Genomic DNA, 24,330 nt, shown 5'->3' on the forward strand with positions numbered 1-24,330 from the left:
TCAGGACTGTTATTTCCCTGAGTTGATTCCGCATGTCAGACTAGTCTCATGCAACAGGGCATCGTGAAATGGTTCAACGCGGAAAAAGGCTTCGGGTTTATTTCTCCCGACGACGGCTCCGCCGATATTTTTGTTCACTACACCGAGATCGTCGGAAGTGGGTTCCGGACGTTGGAAGAAGACCAGCGTGTGGAATTCGAAGTAGGTCGTTCAGCTAAGGGGCTTCAGGCGCAGCGAGTTACGTTGCTGGGAGCCTGATACAGCAATCCGGTAGAAACTGTGTACGGTATGGAGAGTTAGCACTAGTGACCGCGAAGAGAAAGATGTGATCCCGTGGCAGAAAAGCAGGGCAACGGTGTGAAGCGCCTCGTGATCGTCGAGTCGGCGACGAAGGCCCGAAAGATTCAGCCGTACCTAGGGGATAATTACCTCGTTGAAGCCTCGGTGGGTCATATCCGTGATTTACCTCGCGGTGCTGCAGATATTCCAGCTAAGTACAAGAAAGAGCCGTGGGCGCGGCTAGGGGTGGATACCGAGCACGGGTTCCTTCCCCTGTATGTGGTTAGCCCGGATAAGAAGAAAAAAGTCAGTGAGCTGAAGAAGCTGCTGAAGGAAGTTGATGAGCTGTATCTGGCTACCGACCCTGACCGTGAGGGGGAGGCTATTGCCTGGCATCTTTTGGAAGTGCTTAAGCCGAAAATCCCGGTTCGGCGGATGGTGTTTAATGAGATCACTAAATCCGCAATTCAGGAAGCGGCAGCTCATACCCGGGAGCTCGACACCAACTTAGTTGATGCACAAGAAACCCGGCGGATCCTAGACCGGCTTTATGGCTATGAGATTTCTCCTGTGCTGTGGAAGAAAGTCATGCCTCGACTATCAGCTGGTCGAGTTCAGTCGGTGGCCACCAGGGTCATCGTTGAACGCGAACGCGAACGCATGGCGTTTATTTCAGCGGAGTATTGGGATGTCAGCGCGGAGTTTGATGCGCAGTCCACGGACACTGCTGCCAATAACCCCTCCCGGTTTAGCGCCAGATTAAGCAGCATCGATGGGGTGCGCGTGGCTCAGGGTCGAGATTTTGGGTCCGACGGTGAACTCAACGGTCAAGCAACGGTTGTGAGCCAACAACAAGCCGAGGCTTTGGCGGAAGGATTACAAGGCCAGCAATTAAGTGTCGCTGCCGTGGAAGAGAAACCCTATACGCGTCGGCCTTATGCGCCTTTTATGACGTCCACCTTGCAGCAGGAGGCAGGGCGGAAGCTGCACTACACCTCGGAACGTACTATGCGTATTGCGCAGCGGCTGTATGAAAACGGCCATATCACCTATATGCGTACGGATTCCACGTCATTATCTGCTTCTGGAGTTGCAGCAGCCCGAGCCCAGGCTAAGGAGCTTTATGGGGCCAACTATGTAGCTGAGGCGCCGCGTCGCTATGACCGGAAAGTGAAGAATTCTCAGGAAGCCCATGAAGCTATTCGCCCGGCGGGGGAGATCTTTGCTACTCCGGAGCAGTTAAAGAAGCGCTTAGATGCTGAGGAATTCAAGCTCTACCAGCTGATTTGGCAGCGCACTGTGGCGAGTCAGATGGCAGACGCGCAAGGAACCTCCATGAAGGTGACGGTAGCTGGTAAATCAAAAAGCGGTGAAGAATGTCACTTCACTGCTTCTGGGCGGACGGTGACTTTCCCTGGCTTCTTACGCGCCTATGTGGAATCCAGCAGCGGCGTCGCCGACGATGCGGAAAAGCACCTGCCTCGGCTATCTGAGGGCGATGCCTTGGATGTGGTCAACATCAGCGCAGATGGTCATTCCACGAACCCGCCGGCCCGCTACACCGAAGCGTCCCTGGTCAAGAAAATGGAAGACCTTGGTATTGGCCGGCCTTCCACCTACGCCGCGATTATTAAAACCATTCAAGATCGAGGCTATGTTTTTCCGCGGGGTAATGCTCTAGTCCCTAGCTGGGTGGCCTTCGCCGTGGTGGGACTACTCGAGCACAATTTCGCGGATTTAGTGGATTATGACTTTACGTCGTCGATGGAAGATGAACTCGATGACATTGCTCGTGGTGAAGAAGACCGCACCAATTGGCTCACTGGTTTTTACTTCGGCAACGATCAAGCGAGTGATGCCATTGCAGAATCGGTGGCTCGGCAGGGTGGACTAAAAACGCTAGTAGGGCAAAACCTGGAGCATATTGATGCTCGGTCGGTAAACTCCTTGCATCTTTTCGATGATGAGGAAGGTCGTGCAGTAGTAGTTCGTGTCGGACGATACGGTCCCTATATTGAGCGCCAAGTGGGAGTAACCGCCGATGGGGAGCCGGAATACCAACGCGCAAACTTGCCGGAATCTACCACGCCAGATGAATTAACTCCACAAGCCGCAGAACGGTTATTTGCCACCCCGCAAGGAGGGCGTGAACTGGGAATTAACCCCGCGAATGGCCGCATGATCGTGGCTAAAGAAGGCCGCTATGGCCCTTATATCATCGAGATCGTAAAAGATGACGAGCGAGCCAAAGCAGAAGCCGAAGCGGAAAAGATTGTGGCTCAGGAGCGAGCGGAAGAAGACGCGGCTCGAGAAGCAGAAGGGAAACGAAAGAAGAACTGGGACACCAAGACTGCGGCTAAACAAAAGGAGAAGCGGATTGCGCAGTACGTGGAGGACACCTTAAAACCGGCAACGGCTTCTTTGTTTTCCACCATGGAGCCGGCGACGGTGACGCTTGATGATGCGCTGAAGCTGTTGACCTTGCCGCGAGAGGTAGGCGTAGATCCCAGTGATGGGGAAATGATCACTGCCCAGAACGGTCGCTATGGTCCCTACCTGAAGAAGGGGAATGATTCTCGTTCTCTTGGCAGTGAAGAGCAGATTTTTGAGATCACCTTAGAAGAAGCTCGACGCATCTACGCTGAACCTAAGCGCCGCGGACGCACCCCAGGGCAAGCACCGCTGAAGGTGTTGGGTGATAATGATGTCTCTGGAAAACCCATGACAGTCAAGGATGGGCGCTTTGGCCCCTATGTCACCGATGGAGAGACGAACGCCTCTTTACGTAAAGGGGATCGCCCAGAAACCATGACTGATGCTCGCGCTAACCAGTTGTTAAGTGAGCGGCGCGCCAAGGTCGCTGACAGTGCCGGGGCGGTGAAGAAGAGCACCCGGAAGAAAACGGCGAAGAAAGCGTCAGCGAAGAAAACCACGAGGAAGAAGACAGCGAAGAAGAGCGCTAAGAGCTAAAAACCGGAGAAAATATGGCTATGGGCTAGCTCATAGTTGGCGACGTATGTGATACTCGACGCATGACGGGTATGATGCTTCTAGTTCTTGGCGCCGTAGCTATTGCGTTTTTACTGGCACTGGTGATCTATTTCCGAGTGCCAGCTTTCCTTGCCCTGATCATTGTTTCTTTACTGACCGGGCTTGCTGCTGGCATACCGGCTGCGAAACTCATGGACATTATCACCGAAGGGGTAAGTAAAACCATGAGTTCGGTGCTCCTGGTGGTCGGGCTCGGGGCGATACTAGGACGGCTCATTGAAGTCTCCGGCGGGGCAGATTCTCTGGCCCGATATTTCACTTCCTTGATGGGGAGCCGACGCATCATCGCCGCCGTCACAACCGCGTCCTTCATCCTAGGTATCCCGGTGTTTTTCGACGTCGGCTATATCATCTTGGCACCCATTATCTTTGGTTTCGCGCGGACCGCGAAACTCAACCCTCTTTTGCTTGGATTACCGGTGGCCGGGGTCCTCATGGTGGTACACGTCATTATGCCTCCCCATCCTGGGCCGGTGGCGGTGGCCGGTTTGCTCAACCTCGATGCCGGGCTGTTGACGTCGGTAGGGGTGGCAATCAGTATTCTTGCTGCCATTCTGGGATATGTCATCAGCCGTCGTCTCCCAGTAAGCGGCATCCACGCCACAGAGGACATTCCCGGCGTTGGGCAAGAAAATAGTGTGTCAACCGGAGGAAACCCTCCTTCACCCTGGACGGTCGCGGGATTAGTAGTACTTCCCATTGCTCAGATTATGGTGGGAACTCTTGGGGCTATGATTGCGCCAAAAGATTCACCTACCGCTCATGTGGTGGGTCTGATTGGTTACCCCGCGGTTGCACTCCTCGTCGCCGTGATCCTCGCCGCCACCGTGATTGGGCGAGGTCAACAGTGGTCGTGGAAAGAACGAGCGGAGGTCTTAGAATCCGCTCTTCCTGCCGTGGCGGTGATTATCTTCGTCACCGGTGCCGGAGGTGCGTTTGCTCGGGTTCTGGTGGAATCAGGAATCGGAAAAGTGCTGTCTGATTTCCTAGTCGCCGCGCATCTGCCATTAATCCTTACCGCCTACGTGGTGGCACTAGCTATCCGGGTATCGCAGGGGTCAGCAACGGTAGCCATGCTCACTGCCGCGGGAATTATTGCCGAGCCAGTATCATCCGCAGTGTTATCTCCCGTCGCCACCACAGTCGTGGCCTGTGCGGTGGGTTTCGGGGCGCTCGCTGCCTCTCACATCAATGATTCCGGGTTTTGGATTGTCACCCGCTATCTAGGACTCAACGTCAAAGACGGCCTAAAAACCTGGACCGTGGTATCCACCATATTTTCGCTCAGTGGTTTCCTGGTGTGCATATTGGCCTGGTTGGCGCTCGTTTAGGAGCGATCCGCCATCGTTGCCCTAATGGGGCGGGCTAGCTGGGTCATTATTCCCCGGCCCCGCAATTCCACGGACTTCATTAACGTCCAACGGGCTTGTTCTGCTTCGTTGGCCCCTCGAAGAGTAGCGGCGTTAGTCAGCACCCGTCCGGGAGTATCTTTGGCTAGTTCAGTAAGACGAGCCGCTTGGTTAACTGCGTCCCCGATGACGGTGTATTCAAAGCGTTCGTGCCCACCGATATGGCCGGCAACAACATGTCCAGCGGCTACTCCTATCCCCGCTTGCAGTTTCATGTCTTTGAGTTCTTGACGCAGTTCGCGGGCCGCAGTCATGGCGTGGGAGGTGGCGTCAGACACCATAAGTGGCGCGCCGAAGACTGCGAGGGCAGCATCCCCCTGGAACTTATTGATTGTGCCACGGTTGCGATGAACTACTTCGACTACGTGTTCAAAAAACTTGTTGAGTTCATCTACTACTTCTTCGGGCGGATGATTGACCGCGAATTGCGTGGAACCGATGACGTCAACAAATAACACCGCGACTTTCCGGTCTTCACCACCCAGGGTGGGACGTTCTTCAAGGGCTCGACGCGCAACCTCGGTGCCAACATACTGTCCGAAAATATCGCGCACCCGTTGGCGTTCCCTCAACCCCCGCAACATCTCATTAAAACCCGCTTGGAGTACCCCGATTTCTGAGCCGTCGTAGATATCTACTTCTGCGTTCGTGTCTCCATGTCGAACGCGGTTGATTGCGTCTTGGAGTTCCCTGATGGGATCAACAACGCTCATGACGGCGAAGGTAGTTCCGATGAATCCGGTGATTAATGCGGTCACTACCAAAGCAGTGATGGCGGGGATCAGGTCGGCGGCGTCGCCGGTAAAAACACCGTAATGGTGTCCGATGAGCAAGATAATAACGCCGGTGATAGGGGCTGCTGAGGTCATAGCCCAGGTCATCCGCAGGCGCTGTTGAATAGGAGGCTCCAGGGTGGAATCTTCGAACCGGCGGGCTAAGGCAGCAGCGGCCACCGGCCGGACGAGGCGTTCGGCGAAAAGATAGGTGATGAGCATACTGACCAAGGCGGCGAGTGCTGCGAATAACGAAATGACGAAAGTTAGCCGAAGGGACTCGCGGCTGGTGATTATCGCCGCGATGATGATGCCGATGAACCACACCACAGCGCATACCCCGGCCTGGTAGATCGGAATTCTCATGACGAGGTGCCGGACCATATTGGGGTCGTGGTTGTCCGGGCTGCGCTGCCAGTCTAGGACCGGGCGGAAGAGGAACAGCGTCACGATGATTCCGACGATGACGGAAAAAACCAGGTAGGTGAGGGAAAGAGCGGGGAGAAAACTGACCTCTTTAGCTAGTTGCTCCATCTCCGGCATGGGGACTAGGTAGCGGATGAACAGCATAAGAGCTAACGCGCCGGCCACATTGGAGCTTAAAACTAATGCAGCATAGAGGGGCCATGACGTACCCCAGAGCCATTTTATGGCGCGCAGCAAACGAGTCATGTTTCTTACTCTAACGGCTTTATTGGACACGCTACCCCCGGCTACAGTTAATCTTTGTGAGCAGCCCGATTTCTTCTCCTCGATCTATTGCGGATCGACTCAGCGATACCCCTGCTGTGCAGCGAATTATCCTCGAAGCCGCGCAGGCTGCCCGGCAAACCGGGACATCAACGAGTGCTATGACTCACGCATGGGTTTTTACCGGCCCGCCTGGGTCAGGCCGATCTGTAGCGGCCTTGTGTTTAGCTGCAGCTTTGGTATGCGAGGCTTCTGATCTTGAGCACTTAGGAACCTCCGAAGCCGCCCATAAAGTGTTTCATGACAGTCATACCGATGTTGTTCACGTTGTCCCTGAAGAACTCTCTATTGGAGTGGACCGGGTGCGTGGGATCATCCGGGACGCAGCAAAAATGCCTACCGTGGCGCCGTGGCGAGTTTTGATTATGGAAGACGCAGATCGTCTTACCGAATCAGCAGCTAATACCTTGCTGAAAACCGTAGAAGAGCCCCCAGAGCGCACAGTGATTATTTTATGTGCTCCCTCCATAGACCCGGAGGACTTTTCGGTAACACTGCGTTCTCGATGCCGTCATGTGTATGTTCCGACGCCATCGCGTGCCGAGATCACGCGCATTCTGGTAGAAGAAGAGGGTGCGAGCCACGCTGATGCAGAACTTGCTGCCGCGGCGTCGGCACGGCATATCGGGAGAGCCCGCAGGTTGGTGCGATCACCAGAAGCGCAGCAACGTCGAGCCCAAATTCTAGGGTTGGCGGAATTAATTAACCACGGTGACCAGGCATTTCGCACCGTAACGGCGATAGTGAAAGCGGTACAAAAGGAAACCGAGGAGTCCTATGCCCAGGCCAATGCCGAAGAGATTCAAAAACTCAAAGATGCCTTGGGGATGGGGGCGAAAGGAAAGGGGGCGCACAAAGCCCTGAGAGGAGCAACCGGGCAGATTCGAGACTTGGAAAAGCAACATAAAAAACAGCACACTCGACGCGTCCGTGACGTCCTGGACTTGGCGCTTTTTGATTTAGCTGGATTGTATCGAGACGCCCTTATGTTAAAGACCGGAGCGAATGTGGAACTTACCCATCCGGATTTTGAAGGGCTGGCCCGAGAAATCGCGGAAGGGACCGATGCGTCGCGAATAGTAGCCTGCGTAGATGCAGTTCGGACCTGCCGCGAACAGCTAGGACAGAATGTCACCCCGGCGGTAGCAATGGACGCTATGGTGGGCCGAATAAGGATTGCTAGTGGCGTGCGATGACGCAATTTTCTTTCCCGGTTGGGCTTAGGGTAATATGAGCCAGCGCGCGAACAATACACTTGGACGCGCAGGCCACCTTAGCTCAGTCGGTAGAGCGCTTCACTCGTAATGAAAAGGTCGCGAGTTCGATTCTCGCAGGTGGCTCCACTTCACTGCCCATAATGATGTAGTACTATCCGGGTTGGCACATCCGTTGCGTGACTGATCAACAGTGCAGTTACGGACATTGAACTTAGCCGCATACTAATTAATCATATTTCGGGGAATGGGCTGGATCTGACAAGTTGTCTCTAGGAAATATTCATTCCCAAAGAAAGATTGCTTTACCGGATATTGTTTCTGTTTTAGAGGGAAACTATATTGATATAGTGAAGCACCATACTGGCGATATAAGGAGTGAAAATGGAAGCTGCGGCGGTTATGTCATGGACATTGATATCAGAAGTACCGATTCCTCATGATGTTGCCGAACTGCTCGTTCAAGGTGAACAGCCCTATGCAGCGTTCAAAACGCTCCGCGATTCAGCGATTTTCACAACGAAGCGCCTTATCGTTCGTGATGCACAAGGACTCAGCGGCAAAAAAGCAGAGATCTACTCATTGCCTTATTCATCAATTAACATGTGGTCTACCGAAAACGCCGGAACTTTCGACTTCAATGCCGAAGTGGAACTGTGGTCCAAAGCTGGACGCATCAAGATCAAATTAGGAAAAGGTATCGACGTACGTCGCATTGACCAACTTATCGCTAACTGCGTACTGGGCAGCTAGTTATCGGCCGGAAGAGAGATTCTTAACAGTCCGCTCTGGGGTGGGGGCTGCGTACGAAAAATAGAAATTACATTCTCGGCCTCTATCAGGTGCCTGGTTATGATTCTCGGTGTATTCCTTAGAGAAAACCAGGGAGACCAAACAAATCCCGCCACGATCCATACCGGTGGAAATACCACATTCATGCACAAAGACCTACGTTTTTAACACTGCCGACATGGCACTGCTGGGATTCAGGCAGGATGCCCCTGTTTTTGGAAACTATTGAAATGGGTGCGTCTGGTGGAGAACACGAAAACTTTTGCCACGGGGCACCCGAACAATAACTGATCCAACAGAGAAGTCTCACCCTGTCAGGTGTGACCCTAAACCATTTCTCTTTTCATGTTTGAACACAGAGTCACATGTTTCTATCTCGTTTCCTCAAGATTCTGGCCTCCTGAACCCCACTGCGCTTAGCCGGTTACTCTCCACCTGGCGCATGTAGTATCTACACCTGGCGGGTGAGTGGTGGCGGCATCGCAAGTTTGACTATGTGTCCGCATTGCCCTTACTATCTGGTCTAGATCAAACACGCCATGGTGAAGCCGCTCATCGACATCCTAGAGCGCAAGGATGAGGTCACAGATGCTCCATCAATAAATTGTTCTCCAACGCTTCTTAGCGGCTAGGTAAAAACGGCACATCGGATACCAATATCCCGACATCCAGTAATAGTTAAGACAAGCTAACAACTGTTCAGCTTTCGCAAAGTTTTATTGTCATTGTGGGGGTGTAAAGCAATTCCACCTGCTTGGCGTAGATCCTTGTATAACGTCACCGGTTTCAAGACTGTCTATCATCAGCATAACAACGATTGGTCCTGGACTCCTGCAAGTGTAGGCGGCGGAACCAGTTATGGCATTTCTCAAATAACGTGCTATATAACCCACATTCCATCTAGCTCTCATAACAGCAGTTTGCTGAGGAACTGGTAGGTCAAGATCTTGACACCCTCCGCCGTATTGACCGAACCGAAAAAGCATTCGAATCTAAAAACATTGCTCTCGGCCGGTTGGGTGAGGAAAATGGTGGAGCTGGAGAATTCTCAAAGACCTAGTCCTGTGCAGATAATTTGGTGTAATCTCTACGACTAAAATTTTCCTCATTGCTGACTGTTTGTACCTTACGCTCAGATAAAAGAGGTGCTAGATATTTACTGGAGCACCTCTTGTGATGCGTTAATCAGTTTAGATAAGGAGTATATAAGGATTTGCTTATTTGGTAGCTTCAGGGTCGAATCAAGTTCATTGTACGAGTTGGGGTATGCTTTACTCCTGTTGATATGGCACATCTTATTCCGTACTACTTTTTTTGAGAAGCGAAGGGGAGATAAGCCGGACCTGCTTTACTGATATTGAACGATTGTCTAGCTTTCTGAATCAAAGAATTCTTTTATGGTTTCTCAGGAAATCCGTAGCTACTGGACAGAATATTTTTTTGGTCTGAGAAACCATGAAAGGGCGGAAAGTGTCCCTTAAGCATCTCGAAAACTAGACCGCCTACTTACCAAATTTGCCCTCACTCTTTTCCCTGCGCAATGGTTGCACGCGTCAATGTACACGCCAAAAAATAGTATAAAAGTAATATTTAAAAAGCGAGTAGAGATTTATATCGAGATATATATTATCAGTATTAATCCTGCATTAACTAACCATGGGACATCTTGCAGTCTGTAGGAATAGGGAAATCTGATTGATATTTCTTAATTATCATTCTTTAGCTATTATCTCAATTTGAGTGTTAGTTTTATTAAGTAGTTCGTTAACCTCACTTGGGCTAAGTCTTTGAATAGATCCCAGTTTGGTATAAGACCAGGAGTGCTTGCCATAGAAAATTACAATGTAATCTCCTTGATAGAGCATAATATCTCCGGGCTGGGCGGTTTGTTTTATATCTTCTCGAAAGAGGGAAAATGGTAATTTGCCGACCTGCTCAAACTGAGCATAGCGCTCCGTGTGTACACGGATAGGTTCGTTTGTTGTCCGTTGCCGTAATTCTTGAGTCGCAACGTTGTTTTCCCAGATCACAGGAATCTCAATGTTGTCAATCTCTAGCTTCATGTTGATACTTTGTTTATTCGGTACTTCAGTTTCAGATGATTTAGAAGATATCACGTGAAAAGTATCGTTATGATATTCTCGCGATCTTCCCAAGGGATCTGCCTGTGTGTATCCGGTTATGAAAACCAGGCAGATCCCTAATAATATGGTGAAATATTTGATTATACTAACGCCAGCGAGAAAAATGCTTCGATTTCATCGAAAGGGATTTTATTAGTATTATCATACAGATCGCAGTGACTTGCGTTAGGCACGGTGAGGAGTTTTTTGTTCTTCCCCTGAAGAAGTTTATAGGCATCTTCACTGAAATAATAGGAGTGAGCTTGATCTCCATGAACCAACATTACTGCTGAACGAATTTCCTCAATATAGGTTAGGATCGGAAGATTTAAGAACGGAAGTGTAGAAGTGGTATTCCAGCCTTCGTTTGAGTTAAGAGAGCGAGGATGGTACCCGCGGTCAGTCTTGTAATAGGCGTAGTAGTCTTTTACAAATTGAGGAGCATCCTTGGGAAGCGGATCAATTACGCCACCAGCAAGCTCATATTTTCCTTTGAGGTACTCGACAGTGCGTTGCTTGGCAAGCGCTTGGCGCTTTTGGTGACGCTGCTCTGGGCTATCCTCACCATCGAAATATCCTTTGGCGTTGACCCGGGACATATCGTACATGGTTGCAGTTACCGTGGCTTTGATTCGCGGATCATTGGTGGCTGCACTAAGTGCAAATCCACCCCAACCGCAAATACCAAGGATCCCAATCCGATGTTTATCAGTACTGTCTTGAGTGGAAAGAAAATCTACTGCTGCACTGAAGTCTTCAACATTGATGTCTGGAGACGCCACAAACCGGGGTTGTCCGCCACTTTCTCCGGTAAAAGATGGATCAAAAGCGAGCGTAATAAATCCACGTTCAGCCAAGGTTTGAGCATATAGACCAGAGACTTGTTCCTTGACTGCACCGAACGGGCCGCAAACGGCGATTGCTGGCAGTTGCGTATTCGGTACTTCTCTTGGCGTATACAAATCGCCGGTTAATGTAATACCGTAACGATTATGAAATTGAACCTTTTGATGGGTAGCTCTTGTGCTTTCAGGAAATGTTTTGTCCCAGAAATTTGAGATGTCAGTGTTGCTCATTAGATCGCTCCTGTTAAACGGCTTTATTTGGTTTCAGTATTTTTGTGTGAGCCAGCATTTGGTTTCTCACCGGGACGGCTGGCTGGCCCTACTACGTTGTGAGCCTGGTAGGGTTCTTCGAGATAGGTGATATCTTCTTTACTCAGGTTCAGGTTTAACGCCGCTACAGCTTGGTCTACTCTCTCCGGTTTAGAACAGCCCACGATCGGGCTTGCAGCTCGGTGGGACCACTGCCAAGCTAACGCAACTTGGGACATCGGAATACCGTATCGGTCAGAGAGTATTTTTACTCGTTCGATGACCGGTTGATCTAGATTTTTACCGGCATCGTACTTGTTTTTCATGGTGTTGTCAGTTTTCGAGCGAACAGATCCGCTGTTCCATTGGGGTCTAGTTAGATGGCCGGATGCTAGTGGTGAATAGGGAGTCGGCAAGATGCCGTACTCATCACAGAGAGGTAAGAGCTCTCGTTCGTCTTCGCGATAGAGTAGATTGTAGTGACATTGCATGGTAGAAAATGGTGTCCAACCGTTTTGTTCTAAGGCGTGAATCATGTGATGAAACTGATAGGCGTACATTTCACTCGCCCCGATTGCTCGTACTTTGCCGCTCTTAACCAGCTGGTGCAGTGCTGCTAAGGTTTCTTCGATGGGCGTGTTGTAGTCGAAACGATGCAATATGTAGAGGTCTAGATAATCTACCCCTAAGCGTTTGAGGCTTCCTTCAATCTCACGATGAATCGCGTTGGCAGAGCTGCCGCCTTCATTGAAGAAAACTTTGCTGGCTAGGACTATTTTTTCGCGATTAATGCCAAGTTCTTTAATGGCCTGACCAATCAGTTTTTCACTAGTTCCATGAGCATAAACATTGGCTGTATCGATAAAGTTAATACCTAATTCGAATGCGCGCTCGATGACAGTGGTGGTTTCTTTTTGACCGATTATCCATTGATGCCAATCTGAAACTTTTTCCCCAAAGCTCATGCCGCCCAAACAGATTTTTGATACTTCAATATCAGTGTTTGGGAGTCTTGTATATAACATATTACTTTCCTTTCTGGGCAAGAAAAATTAACTATTCAGCTCGATTGTGGTTATTGGCACTGGTACCGAAACGTTTTGCATTTTGTTTATTAATCTATAGGTACTTCATCTTCATATGATTAATCGGAAACTCAACTGGCGAACAGTAGATACTCTAAAAAGCGTATAAGTTTTCTGCTGAGTTTTCCTTGGTAAAGATTATCTAGATAATTCTTAATATTTTCTAGTCATAGTGGATAACCCAAAAATTTTGTGTCAACTGTTGCTACGATCGGCATTTTACTAGTACTCTCTGTACGGGCAACAGAATATTTTGTTCAAGGTTTTTGACCGAAATCATCATAGAGTTTAGATCATTGATATTGTGAGTGACTTTCGGGCAAATTGGGTTGATACTTATCTGAAATTGTTCTTGAAGTTTCTTTTGTGATTAACTCCCTATTGATTTTAACGGAAAATGGTCAATTATCTTATTGGATTTTCTTCGATTGGCTCTAGCCATTCGGTATGTGAATTTTCGCCAGGGATTTCAATGGCCAAATGGCTAAACCATCTATCGTCAGTTGCACCATGCCAATGCTTGACTCCTGCTGGTATGATGACTGCATCACCGGGGGCTAATCCAATTGGCTCTTCACCCCAGGCCTGATAGAGTCCCTGCCCAGCCACACAGATCAGTACTTGACCTCCACCTTGATCTGCATGATGAATATGCCAGTTATTTTTACAACCTGGTTCAAAAGTCACATTAAAGATTGGAAGCGGACCGCTGCAGATATTCGCCAGGTAGCTTTTCCCAGAGAAATACTTAGAAAATTCATTGTTGGGTTCACCAATAGGGAAGAGCATATTGGCTGCGTGGGCGTGCATAGCGTTGTCCGGATTGCTGTCAGGGCCCCACACTTCTTTGGCCTGATGAAACGCTGCCCAAGCTTTTGGCCAGCCCACGTAAAAAGCTATATGGGTAAGCGCCCCAGCGATCTCTGTATGGTTTATTCCCGATTGTTTAGCGTTGCGCAAATGGTAGGAGAGGGAGCTGTCAGTAACTCCAGAAGATACCAAGGCGGCTACCGTTAGTAGACAGCGTTGCTTATGTGTTAAAGCTGGGTCATTCCAGTTTTCTCCAAAAAGCACATCGTCGTTGTAATGGGCAAACGAAGGAGCGAAGGAACCAAGAACATCGTGCCCAGTAGTTTGAATAATTTTTTCCATAGTCTTTTCTTTCAGAAAGCGTGTTGACGTGCGGTTTGCTCGTCTATAAACTACTCTAGTACCTAAACCTAGCTTTAGGTCAACTACCTTTGGGATGGGGAGAAAAATGACGTACTCAATTGGAGAGGTAGCGGAACGGTTCTCGTTAAGTGTTTCCACCTTGCGTTACTATGACAAAGAAGGGTTGTTCCCTGAGTTGGAGCGTGTCTCCGGTGTTCGTAGATTCAGTGAAAGAGATATTGAAGGACTAAAAGTAATCGAGTGCTTGAAAAAGTCTGGATTAGAAATAAAAGAGATACGCCAATTTATGGAATGGTGCAAAGAAGGGAGGGAAACGTATAGGCAACGTTATGAATTATTTCAGAAACAGAAAATGAAGGTAGCGGAAGAGCTAAAACGTATAAGGCGTGTCCAAGATATGCTTATTTTTAAATGCTGGTTCTATGAAAATCTACTATCTGGCGCACAGGAAGAGGAGTTAAACAGATTAGAGAGCGGAGAAATTCCCCTCAAAATTAGAAAAGCTTATATAAATGCTTTTTCTGAAGAGGGATAACTTCTGAAAATGAGATCGTGCTATCGATTAGTTTAGATTTATATTGCTCTCTTAGCATTTTAGGCTTGTTATAGAGCTTAGGAACCCTGGGTTCTATATCAGCACATCGAACTTTATTCGCATGGTGAGAACTAGATTTCTTAGAAGAAATTAGGAATTATTAAAAAGGCGTTCTTGCTCATGTCTAACTGGTTGAGTTTTTGAAAAACTTAGCTAGTTGAGGAATCGAGATGGACGGAAAAGGGATCCCAATCTGAATTCTCATGTAGCTCTAGTTCAATTAACTTCGCTGCATGGTGTGCAGCTTCTTCGCCTTTGAGGTGTGCAATCAGGGCTGCGGTCATGTCCATTCCGGCGGCCACGCCGGAGGAGGTCCAAATATTTTTGTCGGTGACCCATCGCGCGTGGGGTACCCAGGTGACGTTATCTCCATGCTGTGACACCCAGCAAAAAGCCGCTTTGTTTGACGTGGCCCGGTGCCCTTCAAGAATCCCGGCAGCGGCCAGGAGTGCGGATCCGGTACAAACGGAGCTCACAATTTCTGTGCGCTGAGCCCACTCAGTCAGAGCCGTCAGAAAATCCTGGTCGGTGACGAGGCGTCGAGTCCCTATTCCTCCGGGAACTAGCATAATTTCCGGCGGTTCTGAAGCGGCTAGACTCCCAGTAGCGATGACCTCTATTCCTTGGCTACTGCGTACTTTCCCTGGGGTTTCGGCCACATAGGTGATGGGAAAGTCGTTGGGGTATTGGCTGAGTAGTTCCGCGGGGCCAAAGACATCTAGAAGCTCAAAGCCGTCAAACAGTACAATGCCTACTGAATGAACCCGGTGGGATGGCGGGGCGGGATGATTTTCTGCGTCCATCGATCCTCCATAATTTGTAGTCTGTTTGGCCGAGAATATGCGTGAATCGCACAGAAAATAGCGTGGTTATTATTTTAGATAGAAAATAGTTAGGGTGTGTGCTATCTGGCGAGGCCTATGTGGTTGGAGCTAAGGGTTCGGGGGTTCAATTATCATTCAGACTATGGGAAAACAACGCATGGTGTTGCCTCTTGACGTGGGGTTGCTGCGGATCTGCGCTCAGGGTTTAGTCAGCGCCACAGCTTCATCGACTGTAGAGGATGCAGTTTCCCGGTTGTTGGCTGTCCAAGGGCAACAGGTTTCTGCACTCCCACATGCCTTGATTGCTCGAGTTCCGGGGGCGCGGGGTAGTGATGTCAAAGAAGCTTTTGATTTCCGCACGCTAGTACGGCATCGGCCTATGCGAGGGACAGTTCATATTACTCATGCTCGGGATTACCACTGGATGCGCGTCGCACTGAAACCGGGTTTGTCGTCGTGGGAGAAACGTCATTACCCAGCCAGTGGCATTACTGAAAAAGTGGTTACCCAGGCAAACCACCTCGCGTGGGAGATTATTGCTGATCAGGGTGGAGCAGCTACCAGGGCGCAGCTTTTTGCAGCGTGGGATAACCGTCTAAACACCGGGCACCTGAGTGATAAGGCATCCCGCCGACGATGGTGCCAGCTCCTCATGTATGCCACGATGAATACGGGGGCACTGGTGGAAGGCCCTACCGCTAAGAATCAACATCTGTTTATTGATGCTCGAGCTTTGCCGAGTGAAAATAGCGCTGAGTCCGGTTTTCAGTTAACAGAACAGCGACGTCAGGAAGGCGTCGTAGAGATTGCTCGGCGTTATATCACCGGTCATGGTCCAGTGACTGTTGAAGATTTTGCGTGGTGGGCAGGCCTAAAGAAAAGCACCGCGACATCGGCTCTGGAGAGTGCTCTTGATCAAGACTCTAGCCTGGGGAGATTTTCGGTTTTTCATGATGAGCTCAAGCCCGCTGAAAAGACGCCAGTTGCCCCCAAGGGGTCTGAGACGCTGTACATGTCCAAGGAACTCCCCGACATTTTAGCGTCGTGTTATAGCGAAGCTGCGCAACTTTTCTTTTTGCCGTTCTTTGATGAAATGTACGTGGGCTACGCTAATCGCACCTGCACCACAGATACAGAGGGTGCGCGCCTGATCTGTCCGGCAAGCAATGGGATGTTTCGACCCCTCCTTATCCATCAGGGAAGGGTTATAGGGGTGCGTCCGGCACGCACTCCGATTGAATGGTTAGAACAGCCAACTGCAGAAGTAGTATCCGCCACCGAGCGGTTGGTGAGCGAAACACTAAAGAGATTAGCTAGCTAGCGCCTCAACATCCCGGCATTCATTATGGCCACGACCGGCGCCACAAACATGCCAGTCATTTTTGTGAGCAACGTAGCGATATAGCTCTCTGAGCTGGGGTGGAATAAGAAGAGATCGAAAAAGATTTCGGAATTCAAACTTTTTCACGTCCCATGTCCACTCTCATTCCTAGAGTCAACAGTGTTCTTCAAATGAAGAAACTAATACTGTATGTCGTTCTCCTAGAAATGAGGTCAACATGACACACCCTGGCCAGGTTTCAGATGGCTATCCTGAGCAGAATCCGCAGGCACCTGCCGTTGGAACTCGGGTGGAACCTCCGGCGAAGAAACCCTTTTATAAACGATGGTGGTTTATTGCCATTGTGGCAGTCGTGGTGCTGGGAACTTTTGCGAATTTAGTAGGGAATAATTCAAGCCAGCAGGGAAGTACGACGGCCCTAGCTACTCGAGCGTCAGAGGCTATGAACAGTGGTGAAGCTGAGGGAACCAATGTCAATCCTGAGTCTCAAAGCCACGGCGAAGATGTTCCGAAGGAATATACCAACGCTTTGCGTAAAGCAAAGACCTATGTAGAGATGATGCATATGTCTAAGGCGGGGGTGTACCGGCAACTGACGTCGGAGGCTGGAGAGTCTTTCAGTCTTGAAGCTGCCCAATATGCCGTTGATAATCTGGACGCTGATTACAACAAGGCAGCCTTAGAAAAGGCGAAGACATATCAAGATCAAATGTCAATGTCTCGGGACAGGATTTATGAACAACTCACCTCTGAATTTGGTGAGAAATTTACGCCAGAGGAGGCGCAATACGCTATAGATAATCTGCCGCAATAAGCACGTCAAGCCGGTAACGCAAACTTTCCTTTCTTTCCTGATCTGCGTTATACCGGCTTGTTACACGTCGAATATTCATTCCTCCATAATCTGAAAACCATAGGGGGGAATACTTATTCCTAGCACTTCCTGAGTTACTGGACAGTGGTTAATAATAACTTGGTGGGTTCCTCGTTTTATAATTTCCACTCCGTCCGGGGAGTCAATTCCAGTGAACCCAATACTATTCAACAAGGTGTCAATTATTACGCTCCGAAGTTGAGGGCCGGGGATCGTACCTAGATACCATGTTGCGCCTTTACCCAAAGGTCTGTGGGTAAAAGCAGCATACTCAGGAAAGAATGGATCATCATATTCATAGAGCACCTGAGTTCCAGGTTCGACGGAAAGCATATCCCGCAACACTCCTGCGGACACCGGAGACGGTAGGAGGAGATTTGTGAGACTGTTATTGCCAACCGGGGTACGCAGACAAAAGGCATTGGTCTCTGCCACTGATTCCGTCTCTTCCACCCTGATCCCCAACCAATCTTGGGAGTGGAGCGGAAGAGATTGAGCAAACACAAGATTGTTGTCCTGGTCTTTGACCAAGGAACGACAAGTGACGAGCACGTGTGCACCAGCCTGCGCTGCGCGTTGAAGTCGGTGACATACCGTCGGTGAATAGATGATGTGGTGGGGGACGATGATGAGCTGGTAGCCAGAAAAGTCAGCATCAGAAGCGATGACGTCGGTCATGATGTTGCGGGAATGGCATTCTCGGTGCCACTTCATCATTTCCTGGACCACATCCAAATGCTTGGCTTGCTGTTGAATCTGAAAGGCCATCCGGGAATCAAAGTCAGCGATAATAGCGACAGGTGCACTAATTTTTTCCGAAAAGACCTTCTCGTTTTTCTTAAAAAAGGAAAACACATCGCGGACTTCGAGGAATCGGCGTCCCTCGATATTGTCGGGATTAATAATTCCGTAGCAGAATTGTTCGGCTCCTTTGGTTGCGCCACGATAGCGGAAATAACTTAAGCCATCGGCGCCGCGGGCGAGAGCTTGGACGGACCACATGGCTGCTTGACCGGGTCGGGGTAAATAGCCGGTAATGTCGTGGCCCTGAGCACCCATAATGGCTTCCGTGATCCAAAAACTAGATTTTTTGAGTCCACGTATATAGTCTAGGTCAAAGGCAATTTTATGAGGAGGGATAGGCGTCATTTGCCCGCCCCATACTGGGTAATTGTTATATCCCACCTTGTCTATATGCTTAGCGGTGCGGGAATAATCAACTGTCTTATATAGACCCCCACCGGGGAAGTCATGCATGCAGATGGCGTTGGGGATATAGTCTTTGATCCATTGGGTTTGTAGCCGGCAAAATTCTTCAATTCGCCAGGAACAAAACCTTGCCCATTCCAGCCTTAAGGTCGGATTATGAGTGGTGATAGTTGGTGCTGGTAGTGGGATTTCCTGGAAGTTGTTATATGTTTGGGACCAGAATATCGTTCCCCATCGTTGATTAAGTTCTTCGATGCTGTTATAGCGCTGTTCCAGCCAGTGCTGGAAAGCTTTCTTGCTGTGGTGTGACCAGCAAACATCGGCACCTTCGTGACCTAATTCATTATCTATCTGCCAGGCGATAATCGCTGACTCCCTGGCATAGTGCTGCGCTAAGTTCCGAACAATTTTTTTCGCGGCCTTAAGGTAATCTGGAGAGCTTAATGAAGCGGTATGTCGCCCACCGAAACTTCGTTGCTGACCATTAATAGATACTGAAGCAATGTTGTAGTTGTGCGCTAACCAGGCTGGCGGCGTTGCTGTAGGGGTGCCAAAAATAATCGTGAGACCACGTTTTTTTGCCGCCTCAATAACCCGATCAAAGAAATCAAAATGGTATTCCCCTTCGGTGGGTTCCATGAGGTGCCAGGCAAATTCCCCAATCCTTATGGTGTTCGCTCCCATTCGACAAATGCGATCTAAGTCTTCGTCGAGTAATTCTTCAGGCCAATGCTCGGGATAATAGTCAACCCCACGCAACATTAGTTTGTCACTCCTTTCCGGGAATGCAGCTCGGTAATAATTCGGTGGTAGTTGTTTTCATCAAGTCGATAGCCACGGCGGTAAACCACCAAGCACAGCAAAGACAACACGGCAGGTATAGCGATCATAATGATCTGCATTCCCGCCACAGTTCCTGCGCTTTGCTCAGCATTTGGGACAAAGCCAATAATTTTTAGTCCGACGCCTGAGATCAGTCCAGAAAAAGCGCCAGCAAATTTCACCACAAAGGTTTGCGTGGAAAATACCACCGACTCATTACGGGTTCCTAGCGTATATTCGCCATAATCAACTGCCTCGGCCAGAATAACTGTAATGGCAACCAGCATGAAACCAATGCCGATATTGATAATTGCGGAGCAGAATCCCACGGCGACAAGTGATTGGGGAGTGATGAATCCTACTAGCATGAGCAGGAGGAAACCACAGGTGGGAAGCAATGAAGCCATAGTAAAAAGGGTCTTTTTAGAGAAGATGCGAGATAACAAGGGGAAAGCAATAAGTGCACCCATTTGGGCAAAGCCGGCGACCGCCGTGTAAGTAGCAAAAAGAGCTTCTTTTACTCCGGCAACATATTCGAAATAGTAAAGGGCAAAACTTGTGGAAAGCTGGTAGGCCATATTGAAAAAGAGAGCAATTCCCAAGACGGTGAGTACTTGGTCATTCTTGGTCAACACTCTGAGCATATGCTTCACTGAGGTCTTGGTGCCGTCGCCGTGATGGGCAACAACTCTTTCTCTAACTTTCCACACTGTCAGTGCAGCAGTGATGATAAAGATGAGCGCTACGCCGATAGCGAAACGGGAATATCCCAGGATTTGGTCTCCGTCGCCTAAATATTTCACGATATACAACCCGCCGGAACCTACCGCTAGCCAGGCAGTAGACGCGAAGAATCGGGGTATCGCTGAGACTATTGAGCGCTCCTGAGGATCATCAGTGATGGCGGGGACGAGTGACCAGTAGGGAATGTCCATGATGGTGTAGGTCATGCCCCAGAGGATGTACATGACGGCCACCCAAATAGCGTAGGCACCAGGAGAAAGGTCCACATCAAGGAAGAGGAGGATGAGCACTCCGGCATTGAGCAGAGTGCCAATCATGATCCATGGTCGGAACTTTCCCCACCGAGACCGGGTGTTGTCTACCACCATGCCCATCACCGGGTCATTAACCGCATCCCAGAGGCGTGCGGCCATAAATAAAACACCGACGAAAGCGGGATCAACCAGCCTTACGTCGGTGAGATATTTCATGAGGTAGGTGCCTACCAGGGCGTAGACGAGATCTTTGCCGAAAGCCCCCATGCCGAAACTAAGTTTTGAAGACCAAGAAAGACGCGGAGCACTCATACCACACCTCTAATGAGTTAGTTATTAAACGCAACATCCCAATTCTATGGCACTTTTATGTGATTTTTCTCGTTTTCTTATCTGTGATGTATGACGTCACACCAAGATAAAAGAAGCGGTCCGTGCCGTGACTTCCTCTAGGTTTGTGACGTCCTTAAATAACCTTGGAACTCGGAGACCCTACACTGCTTCAGCAGGTTGCTGAGCTGGTTCGGAATTTTCAGAGGTGCGATCTCTCATCTGACCACCCAATGCACCCTGATTATCTGTTTGAATCTGAGGTGTTTCAGCGGAGATCGAATTTAACTGCTGAGCCAGTTTTGCCTGAACATCAGTGGCAGCTGTATCGCCCGCGTCCACAGCATTCTGTGTGATGGAATCCAAAGCTTGTTGGGCATATCCGCTGGCAATCAATTCCTGATAGAGGCTCTGATATGCCTGGGAATAGAGTTCAGCAAAGGAGGAATCAGTGAGGAATCTCTGCTTGAGGATAGAGCTGCCCTTGGTGTGTCGACCCCCGCCCTTGGCGTCGTCCGGATTCTTAGTCTGTGGCCCGACGCCCTCAGGCTTTTCCCCCTGCATCTGATCCGGGGGTGTGGCACCGTTATCGCCGCCCGGAGGGGAAGGAGCGTCCCCCTGAGTGCCAGGAATACCTGGTTGTCCCGGGAGGTTCGGGGCATTGTCCTGGCCTTGGTTGTTGCCGTTTTGTGGGGACCCGGCATCGCCTGCTGTACTTGGTCCGCCGCCACCCGGGCCACCTTGACCGCCCCCCATAAAGGTCATATTCAGATCCCAGGATAAGACTTGCATGGTCCCTTGGTGAACGTCATACCACAAATAGTAATTATTACCTGGACCATCCATGGCGTCATCATTTGATAAGAGAGTCTGGGTAGCTAGATATGTGGCAAATTCATCAACGTCCAGATATTCGCTTAGGTGGTCATGGAAATCCTCATCACTGGAGTTATTCACAAAGTCCAAGAACCGCATAATTGGTTCAAGGTCATAGGTTCCCTCGGCGTTTATTTGTGAATAACCGTCCTCATAGTCGGTAGGGTCTTCACCTTGATAATCCATTCCGCCAGAGGCATCGGCTTTATATAGCACGCCATCGCCTAACTCATTAGCCCACTGGGCATCGGGTAAGTCAATAACTAACCTCGGTGCACTAGTCCCCCCATTTACAGACACCGAAGCTAAAGAATAATCTTGGGTAACTTGTCCAGATTGGGAGGTTAAATCCAAGGACAGAGCCTCGTTCATGGCAGTTAGAGAACCATTACTAGCAGGACGCAACGAGATTTCCTTATGACCCTGATATCCGCGGCCCTCCTGATACTCATCGAAACTAATCAACCAAGGCAAAGAAGCCGGGTCATCGAAAGAAAGCTGAGTTGCGCCAGCACCACCAGGAGGATTGCCTGGACCATTCTGGGGTCCGGCCTGCCCGGAACCACTATTGTTCTTTAAAGACTGAAGCGTCGAGTTTCCTTTGAGCCTGAGTCCCACATTTTCTATAGTTGTTCCGTCAATAGTGACCGTCGCGGAGATAAAGTTTTTTCTCCACTATTTTGAAATTCTGAAACCATATTCTGGTATTCAGTTTCATCATAAGTTATAGCTATATTATGAATCCCTGAATCAAATAGGGGAGTAGAAGAAAGAATATTTTCATTCAAATCTTCCTTGGTGCTCAGTGCCGAGGTAATGATAGGACGAATCATCGTTCCACCAAAACCCACTGCTAACACCACGAGGAAAACAATGAGCGCGGCGAGGGGCTTCCAATGGAGTCTTAAGGACGTGGGGAGGCGCATTGTTGTGGTTCCTTACAGATCAGTCTGATCATATCCGGTCAATACGGTGGCCTTTTGTCCGTAATTCATCGCCCGGAATTGAGTTATCAGATCACTGGGGCGAACGGTATTTTTTAGCTGTGCTGTGTAGGCAAATTCCAATAATGAGCCACCTCGGATACTTTCCGTACTAATCAATTCAAATTCAGTGGCATTGTTCACCAGGATGTCTTCAATAGCAGGTAGATAGTCCTGATCATCGGCAGGTACCTGGACTTTAATCACTTGGCGTTGAACATTCAGAGCAAACCAGTTGAACCGAGACATCACAATGATGACACCGCAGATGATGATGGTGGCAATGACGGCCAAAACATAGAAGCGGGTGCCACATGCCATGCCGAGAGCCATAACGAGGAAGATGAAACCGACATCACGTGTTTCCTTAATTGCGTTGCGGAAGCGTACGACAGATAAGGCGCCAACTAGTGCGAAGGCTCTGGCGATATTTGATCCCACTACCAGCATGATGAGTGAAATGAGCATACCCAGAATGATGAGGGTATGGACATAGCTCTGGGAGTAGCTGACATTGCGGTGGGTGTTGCGGTACGTCCACGCAACCACGAGGCTGCAAGCGAAGGAAAGAAGGAGGGTAACTAGTACGTCCGCGACGCTGAAAGTCCCGGACAGATCATTGATGGAAAAATCGAAGTTCATGGTTCAATGGGTCCCCTCTAGTTGTTTTCAGCACGGCTGGCGGCAAGTTGGTGGGCCTGAACGCTCTGGCAGTATTTGGAGATTCTTTTAATCTGAAGGCCATGCCGAGCACAGAGATCAGTAATCCAATAGGGTGCTCGTTCATTGACCTTGATTTCCATGACGGAGATTTCGGGACTCAGAATGTTTTTGTTGTTCGTTTCTTTTCGAAGGTCAAAATCACAGTCGCGGCCGCGAAGTCGATGATCAAAAGTCACTCTCAGTCCTAAATCCGACCCTTGGCCGATGAATGGTTCCCGGAAATACCCGGTTATCGCAGTGGCGCGGAGGTCGAGTCGGATGATGAGGTCCAATACCTCAGAGATGAAAGCCTGGTCAGCGACGGAGGCATTGCTGCTTAATGAGATTTCTTCCCGTTCGTCACAAAGTTTCAGGGCATCGCGGTAGGGGAGCATAATTCTTCGTTTCTGAGTGACCCGATTTACTCGTTGCTTAACCTCAACCGAAACAGGGGCATCATCTGCGGCGGAATTATCAAAATCTCCGTATCGACGTATTCTGAGCTTTCGTCGAAATTTCAGGCCCTCCATTTTTTCCCAATAGAACCTCAACCCCGGAGTGTCATAGTAAACGCTCCACACGGGATAGCCACGTTCACCTGCGTAGGGATCGTGCTCCATTCGGGCACAGAGTTCCTCCTTGATAGCTGGGAGTTTCTCTATTGGCACGAGGTATTTCAGTTCAAAGCGATTGAAAGCATGAAGTTTCCCTGGACTTCTCAATCGGGGATCTAACACTTGAGGCCGAATAACTGTATTCGACATTGTTCACCCTGCCTTCCTATCCACCCGCCATGACGGGATTGTTGTCTTGACATACTTCATTAAAACGTCTCTACCTGGAGTTTCGCCCGGCTTTAGGTATTACCTAGCGGGGGATTTGCTGGGAATGTCCTGGCAAGGGGAGGGTTTATTTCACTGCATAATTGGGTGGAACCGACAGAGGTGAAAAATTAAAAAGACAGGAGCTGGGAATTCCAGGATCATGAGGAAGAGAAAATATCAGACAGGGGTGCAAATATTTTTGGAACAC

The 24,330-nt window shown here is 49.4% G+C and carries 20 protein-coding genes and 1 tRNA gene; 9 read left to right on the top strand and 12 right to left on the bottom strand.

Annotation, left to right across the window (positions count from 1 at the left end; all coding sequences use genetic code 11):
- Nucleotides 1–48: 48 nt before the first annotated feature.
- The 3 genes from GP475_RS01560 to GP475_RS01570 all read left to right on the top strand — a co-directional run bounded on the left by GP475_RS01560 (nucleotide 49) and on the right by GP475_RS01570 (nucleotide 4,661).
- The gene (locus tag GP475_RS01560; protein WP_187974914.1) at nucleotides 49–258 is read left to right on the top strand and encodes a cold-shock protein; all 210 of its coding nucleotides are present in this window, start codon (nucleotides 49–51) and stop codon (nucleotides 256–258) included.
- Nucleotides 259–333: 75 nt separating this feature from the next.
- Nucleotides 334–3,249, top strand: a complete 2,916-nt coding sequence (topA, locus tag GP475_RS01565; protein ID WP_187974915.1) for a type I DNA topoisomerase — start codon at nucleotides 334–336, stop codon at nucleotides 3,247–3,249.
- A gap of 62 nt (nucleotides 3,250–3,311) precedes the next feature.
- Nucleotides 3,312–4,661 carry a GntP family transporter gene (locus tag GP475_RS01570; RefSeq protein ID WP_187974916.1) on the top strand — a complete coding sequence of 450 codons (1,350 nt, stop codon included), beginning with the start codon at nucleotides 3,312–3,314 and terminating at the stop codon, nucleotides 4,659–4,661.
- On the opposite strand, the gene GP475_RS01575 is transcribed toward GP475_RS01570, so the two are convergent.
- Nucleotides 4,658–6,184: an adenylate/guanylate cyclase domain-containing protein gene (locus tag GP475_RS01575; RefSeq protein ID WP_187974917.1), complete on the bottom strand. Its 1,527-nt coding sequence runs from the start codon at nucleotides 6,182–6,184 to the stop codon at nucleotides 4,658–4,660. The two genes, GP475_RS01570 and GP475_RS01575, sit on opposite strands and share 4 nt — an antisense overlap.
- A gap of 56 nt (nucleotides 6,185–6,240) precedes the next feature.
- Here GP475_RS01575 and GP475_RS01580 point away from each other — a divergent pair, with 56 nt between their 5' ends.
- The 3 genes from GP475_RS01580 (at nucleotide 6,241) to GP475_RS01590 (ending at nucleotide 8,229) form a co-directional block, all read left to right on the top strand.
- Entirely contained in the window at nucleotides 6,241–7,458 is a 1,218-nt protein-coding gene (locus GP475_RS01580; RefSeq protein ID WP_224400262.1) for a DNA polymerase III subunit delta', read from the top strand.
- Between the two features lie 71 nt (nucleotides 7,459–7,529).
- A tRNA-Thr gene (locus GP475_RS01585) sits at nucleotides 7,530–7,605 on the top strand.
- 255 nt (nucleotides 7,606–7,860) lie between these two features.
- Complete coding sequence (locus tag GP475_RS01590) at nucleotides 7,861–8,229, top strand: PH domain-containing protein (RefSeq protein ID WP_187974918.1); 369 nt, start codon at nucleotides 7,861–7,863, stop codon at nucleotides 8,227–8,229.
- Between the two features lie 1,751 nt (nucleotides 8,230–9,980).
- Here GP475_RS01590 and GP475_RS01595 read toward each other — a convergent pair.
- The 4 genes from GP475_RS01595 to GP475_RS01610 form a co-directional block, all read right to left on the bottom strand.
- Nucleotides 9,981–10,385, bottom strand: coding sequence for a cyclophilin-like fold protein (locus tag GP475_RS01595; RefSeq protein ID WP_187974919.1), 405 nt, complete (start codon nucleotides 10,383–10,385; stop codon nucleotides 9,981–9,983).
- A 107-nt stretch (nucleotides 10,386–10,492) separates the two neighbouring features.
- Nucleotides 10,493–11,467 (bottom strand): alpha/beta hydrolase, encoded by a 975-nt coding sequence (locus tag GP475_RS01600; RefSeq protein ID WP_187974920.1) that lies wholly within the window; start codon nucleotides 11,465–11,467, stop codon nucleotides 10,493–10,495.
- 23 nt (nucleotides 11,468–11,490) lie between these two features.
- Nucleotides 11,491–12,510: an aldo/keto reductase gene (locus GP475_RS01605; protein WP_187974921.1), complete on the bottom strand. Its 1,020-nt coding sequence runs from the start codon at nucleotides 12,508–12,510 to the stop codon at nucleotides 11,491–11,493.
- Nucleotides 12,511–12,975: 465 nt separating this feature from the next.
- A complete protein-coding gene (locus GP475_RS01610; protein WP_187974922.1) occupies nucleotides 12,976–13,722 on the bottom strand; it encodes a carboxymuconolactone decarboxylase family protein in 747 nt (248 codons plus the stop codon).
- Nucleotides 13,723–13,828: 106 nt separating this feature from the next.
- Here GP475_RS01610 and GP475_RS01615 point away from each other — a divergent pair, with 106 nt between their 5' ends.
- Nucleotides 13,829–14,278, top strand: coding sequence for a MerR family transcriptional regulator (locus GP475_RS01615; protein WP_187974923.1), 450 nt, complete (start codon nucleotides 13,829–13,831; stop codon nucleotides 14,276–14,278).
- A gap of 209 nt (nucleotides 14,279–14,487) precedes the next feature.
- Here GP475_RS01615 and GP475_RS01620 read toward each other — a convergent pair whose 3' ends face one another.
- Nucleotides 14,488–15,141: a DJ-1/PfpI family protein gene (locus GP475_RS01620; protein WP_187974924.1), complete on the bottom strand. Its 654-nt coding sequence runs from the start codon at nucleotides 15,139–15,141 to the stop codon at nucleotides 14,488–14,490.
- 163 nt (nucleotides 15,142–15,304) lie between these two features.
- On the opposite strand from GP475_RS01620, the gene GP475_RS01625 reads away from it, so the two are divergent.
- Both GP475_RS01625 and GP475_RS01630 read left to right on the top strand, forming a co-directional pair.
- Complete coding sequence (locus tag GP475_RS01625) at nucleotides 15,305–16,483, top strand: winged helix DNA-binding domain-containing protein (protein ID WP_187974925.1); 1,179 nt, start codon at nucleotides 15,305–15,307, stop codon at nucleotides 16,481–16,483.
- Nucleotides 16,484–16,721: 238 nt separating this feature from the next.
- A complete protein-coding gene (locus GP475_RS01630; protein WP_187974926.1) occupies nucleotides 16,722–17,318 on the top strand; it encodes an Ltp family lipoprotein in 597 nt (198 codons plus the stop codon).
- A gap of 75 nt (nucleotides 17,319–17,393) precedes the next feature.
- Here the strand turns inward: GP475_RS01630 and GP475_RS01635 are convergent, their stop codons facing one another.
- The 6 genes from GP475_RS01635 to GP475_RS01660 all read right to left on the bottom strand — a co-directional run bounded on the left by GP475_RS01635 (nucleotide 17,394) and on the right by GP475_RS01660 (nucleotide 24,062).
- A complete protein-coding gene (locus GP475_RS01635; RefSeq protein WP_187974927.1) occupies nucleotides 17,394–19,349 on the bottom strand; it encodes a beta-galactosidase in 1,956 nt (651 codons plus the stop codon).
- Nucleotides 19,349–20,719 carry a melibiose:sodium transporter MelB gene (gene melB / locus GP475_RS01640; RefSeq protein WP_187974928.1) on the bottom strand — a complete coding sequence of 457 codons (1,371 nt, stop codon included), beginning with the start codon at nucleotides 20,717–20,719 and terminating at the stop codon, nucleotides 19,349–19,351. Before melB ends, GP475_RS01635 begins: the two co-directional genes overlap by 1 nt.
- Nucleotides 20,720–20,899: 180 nt before the next feature.
- The gene (locus GP475_RS01645) at nucleotides 20,900–22,231 is read right to left on the bottom strand and encodes a CotH kinase family protein (protein ID WP_187974929.1); all 1,332 of its coding nucleotides are present in this window, start codon (nucleotides 22,229–22,231) and stop codon (nucleotides 20,900–20,902) included.
- Between the two features lie 5 nt (nucleotides 22,232–22,236).
- Nucleotides 22,237–22,539 (bottom strand): hypothetical protein, encoded by a 303-nt coding sequence (locus GP475_RS01650; RefSeq protein WP_187974930.1) that lies wholly within the window; start codon nucleotides 22,537–22,539, stop codon nucleotides 22,237–22,239.
- Between the two features lie 12 nt (nucleotides 22,540–22,551).
- Nucleotides 22,552–23,238 carry a DUF4956 domain-containing protein gene (locus GP475_RS01655; RefSeq protein WP_187974931.1) on the bottom strand — a complete coding sequence of 229 codons (687 nt, stop codon included), beginning with the start codon at nucleotides 23,236–23,238 and terminating at the stop codon, nucleotides 22,552–22,554.
- Nucleotides 23,239–23,255: 17 nt separating this feature from the next.
- The gene (locus tag GP475_RS01660) at nucleotides 23,256–24,062 is read right to left on the bottom strand and encodes a polyphosphate polymerase domain-containing protein (RefSeq protein ID WP_187974932.1); all 807 of its coding nucleotides are present in this window, start codon (nucleotides 24,060–24,062) and stop codon (nucleotides 23,256–23,258) included.
- Nucleotides 24,063–24,330: the final 268 nt, after the last annotated feature.

It is taken from the genome of Corynebacterium poyangense, assembly GCF_014522205.1.
Classification (GTDB): Bacteria; Actinomycetota; Actinomycetes; order Mycobacteriales; family Mycobacteriaceae; genus Corynebacterium; species Corynebacterium poyangense.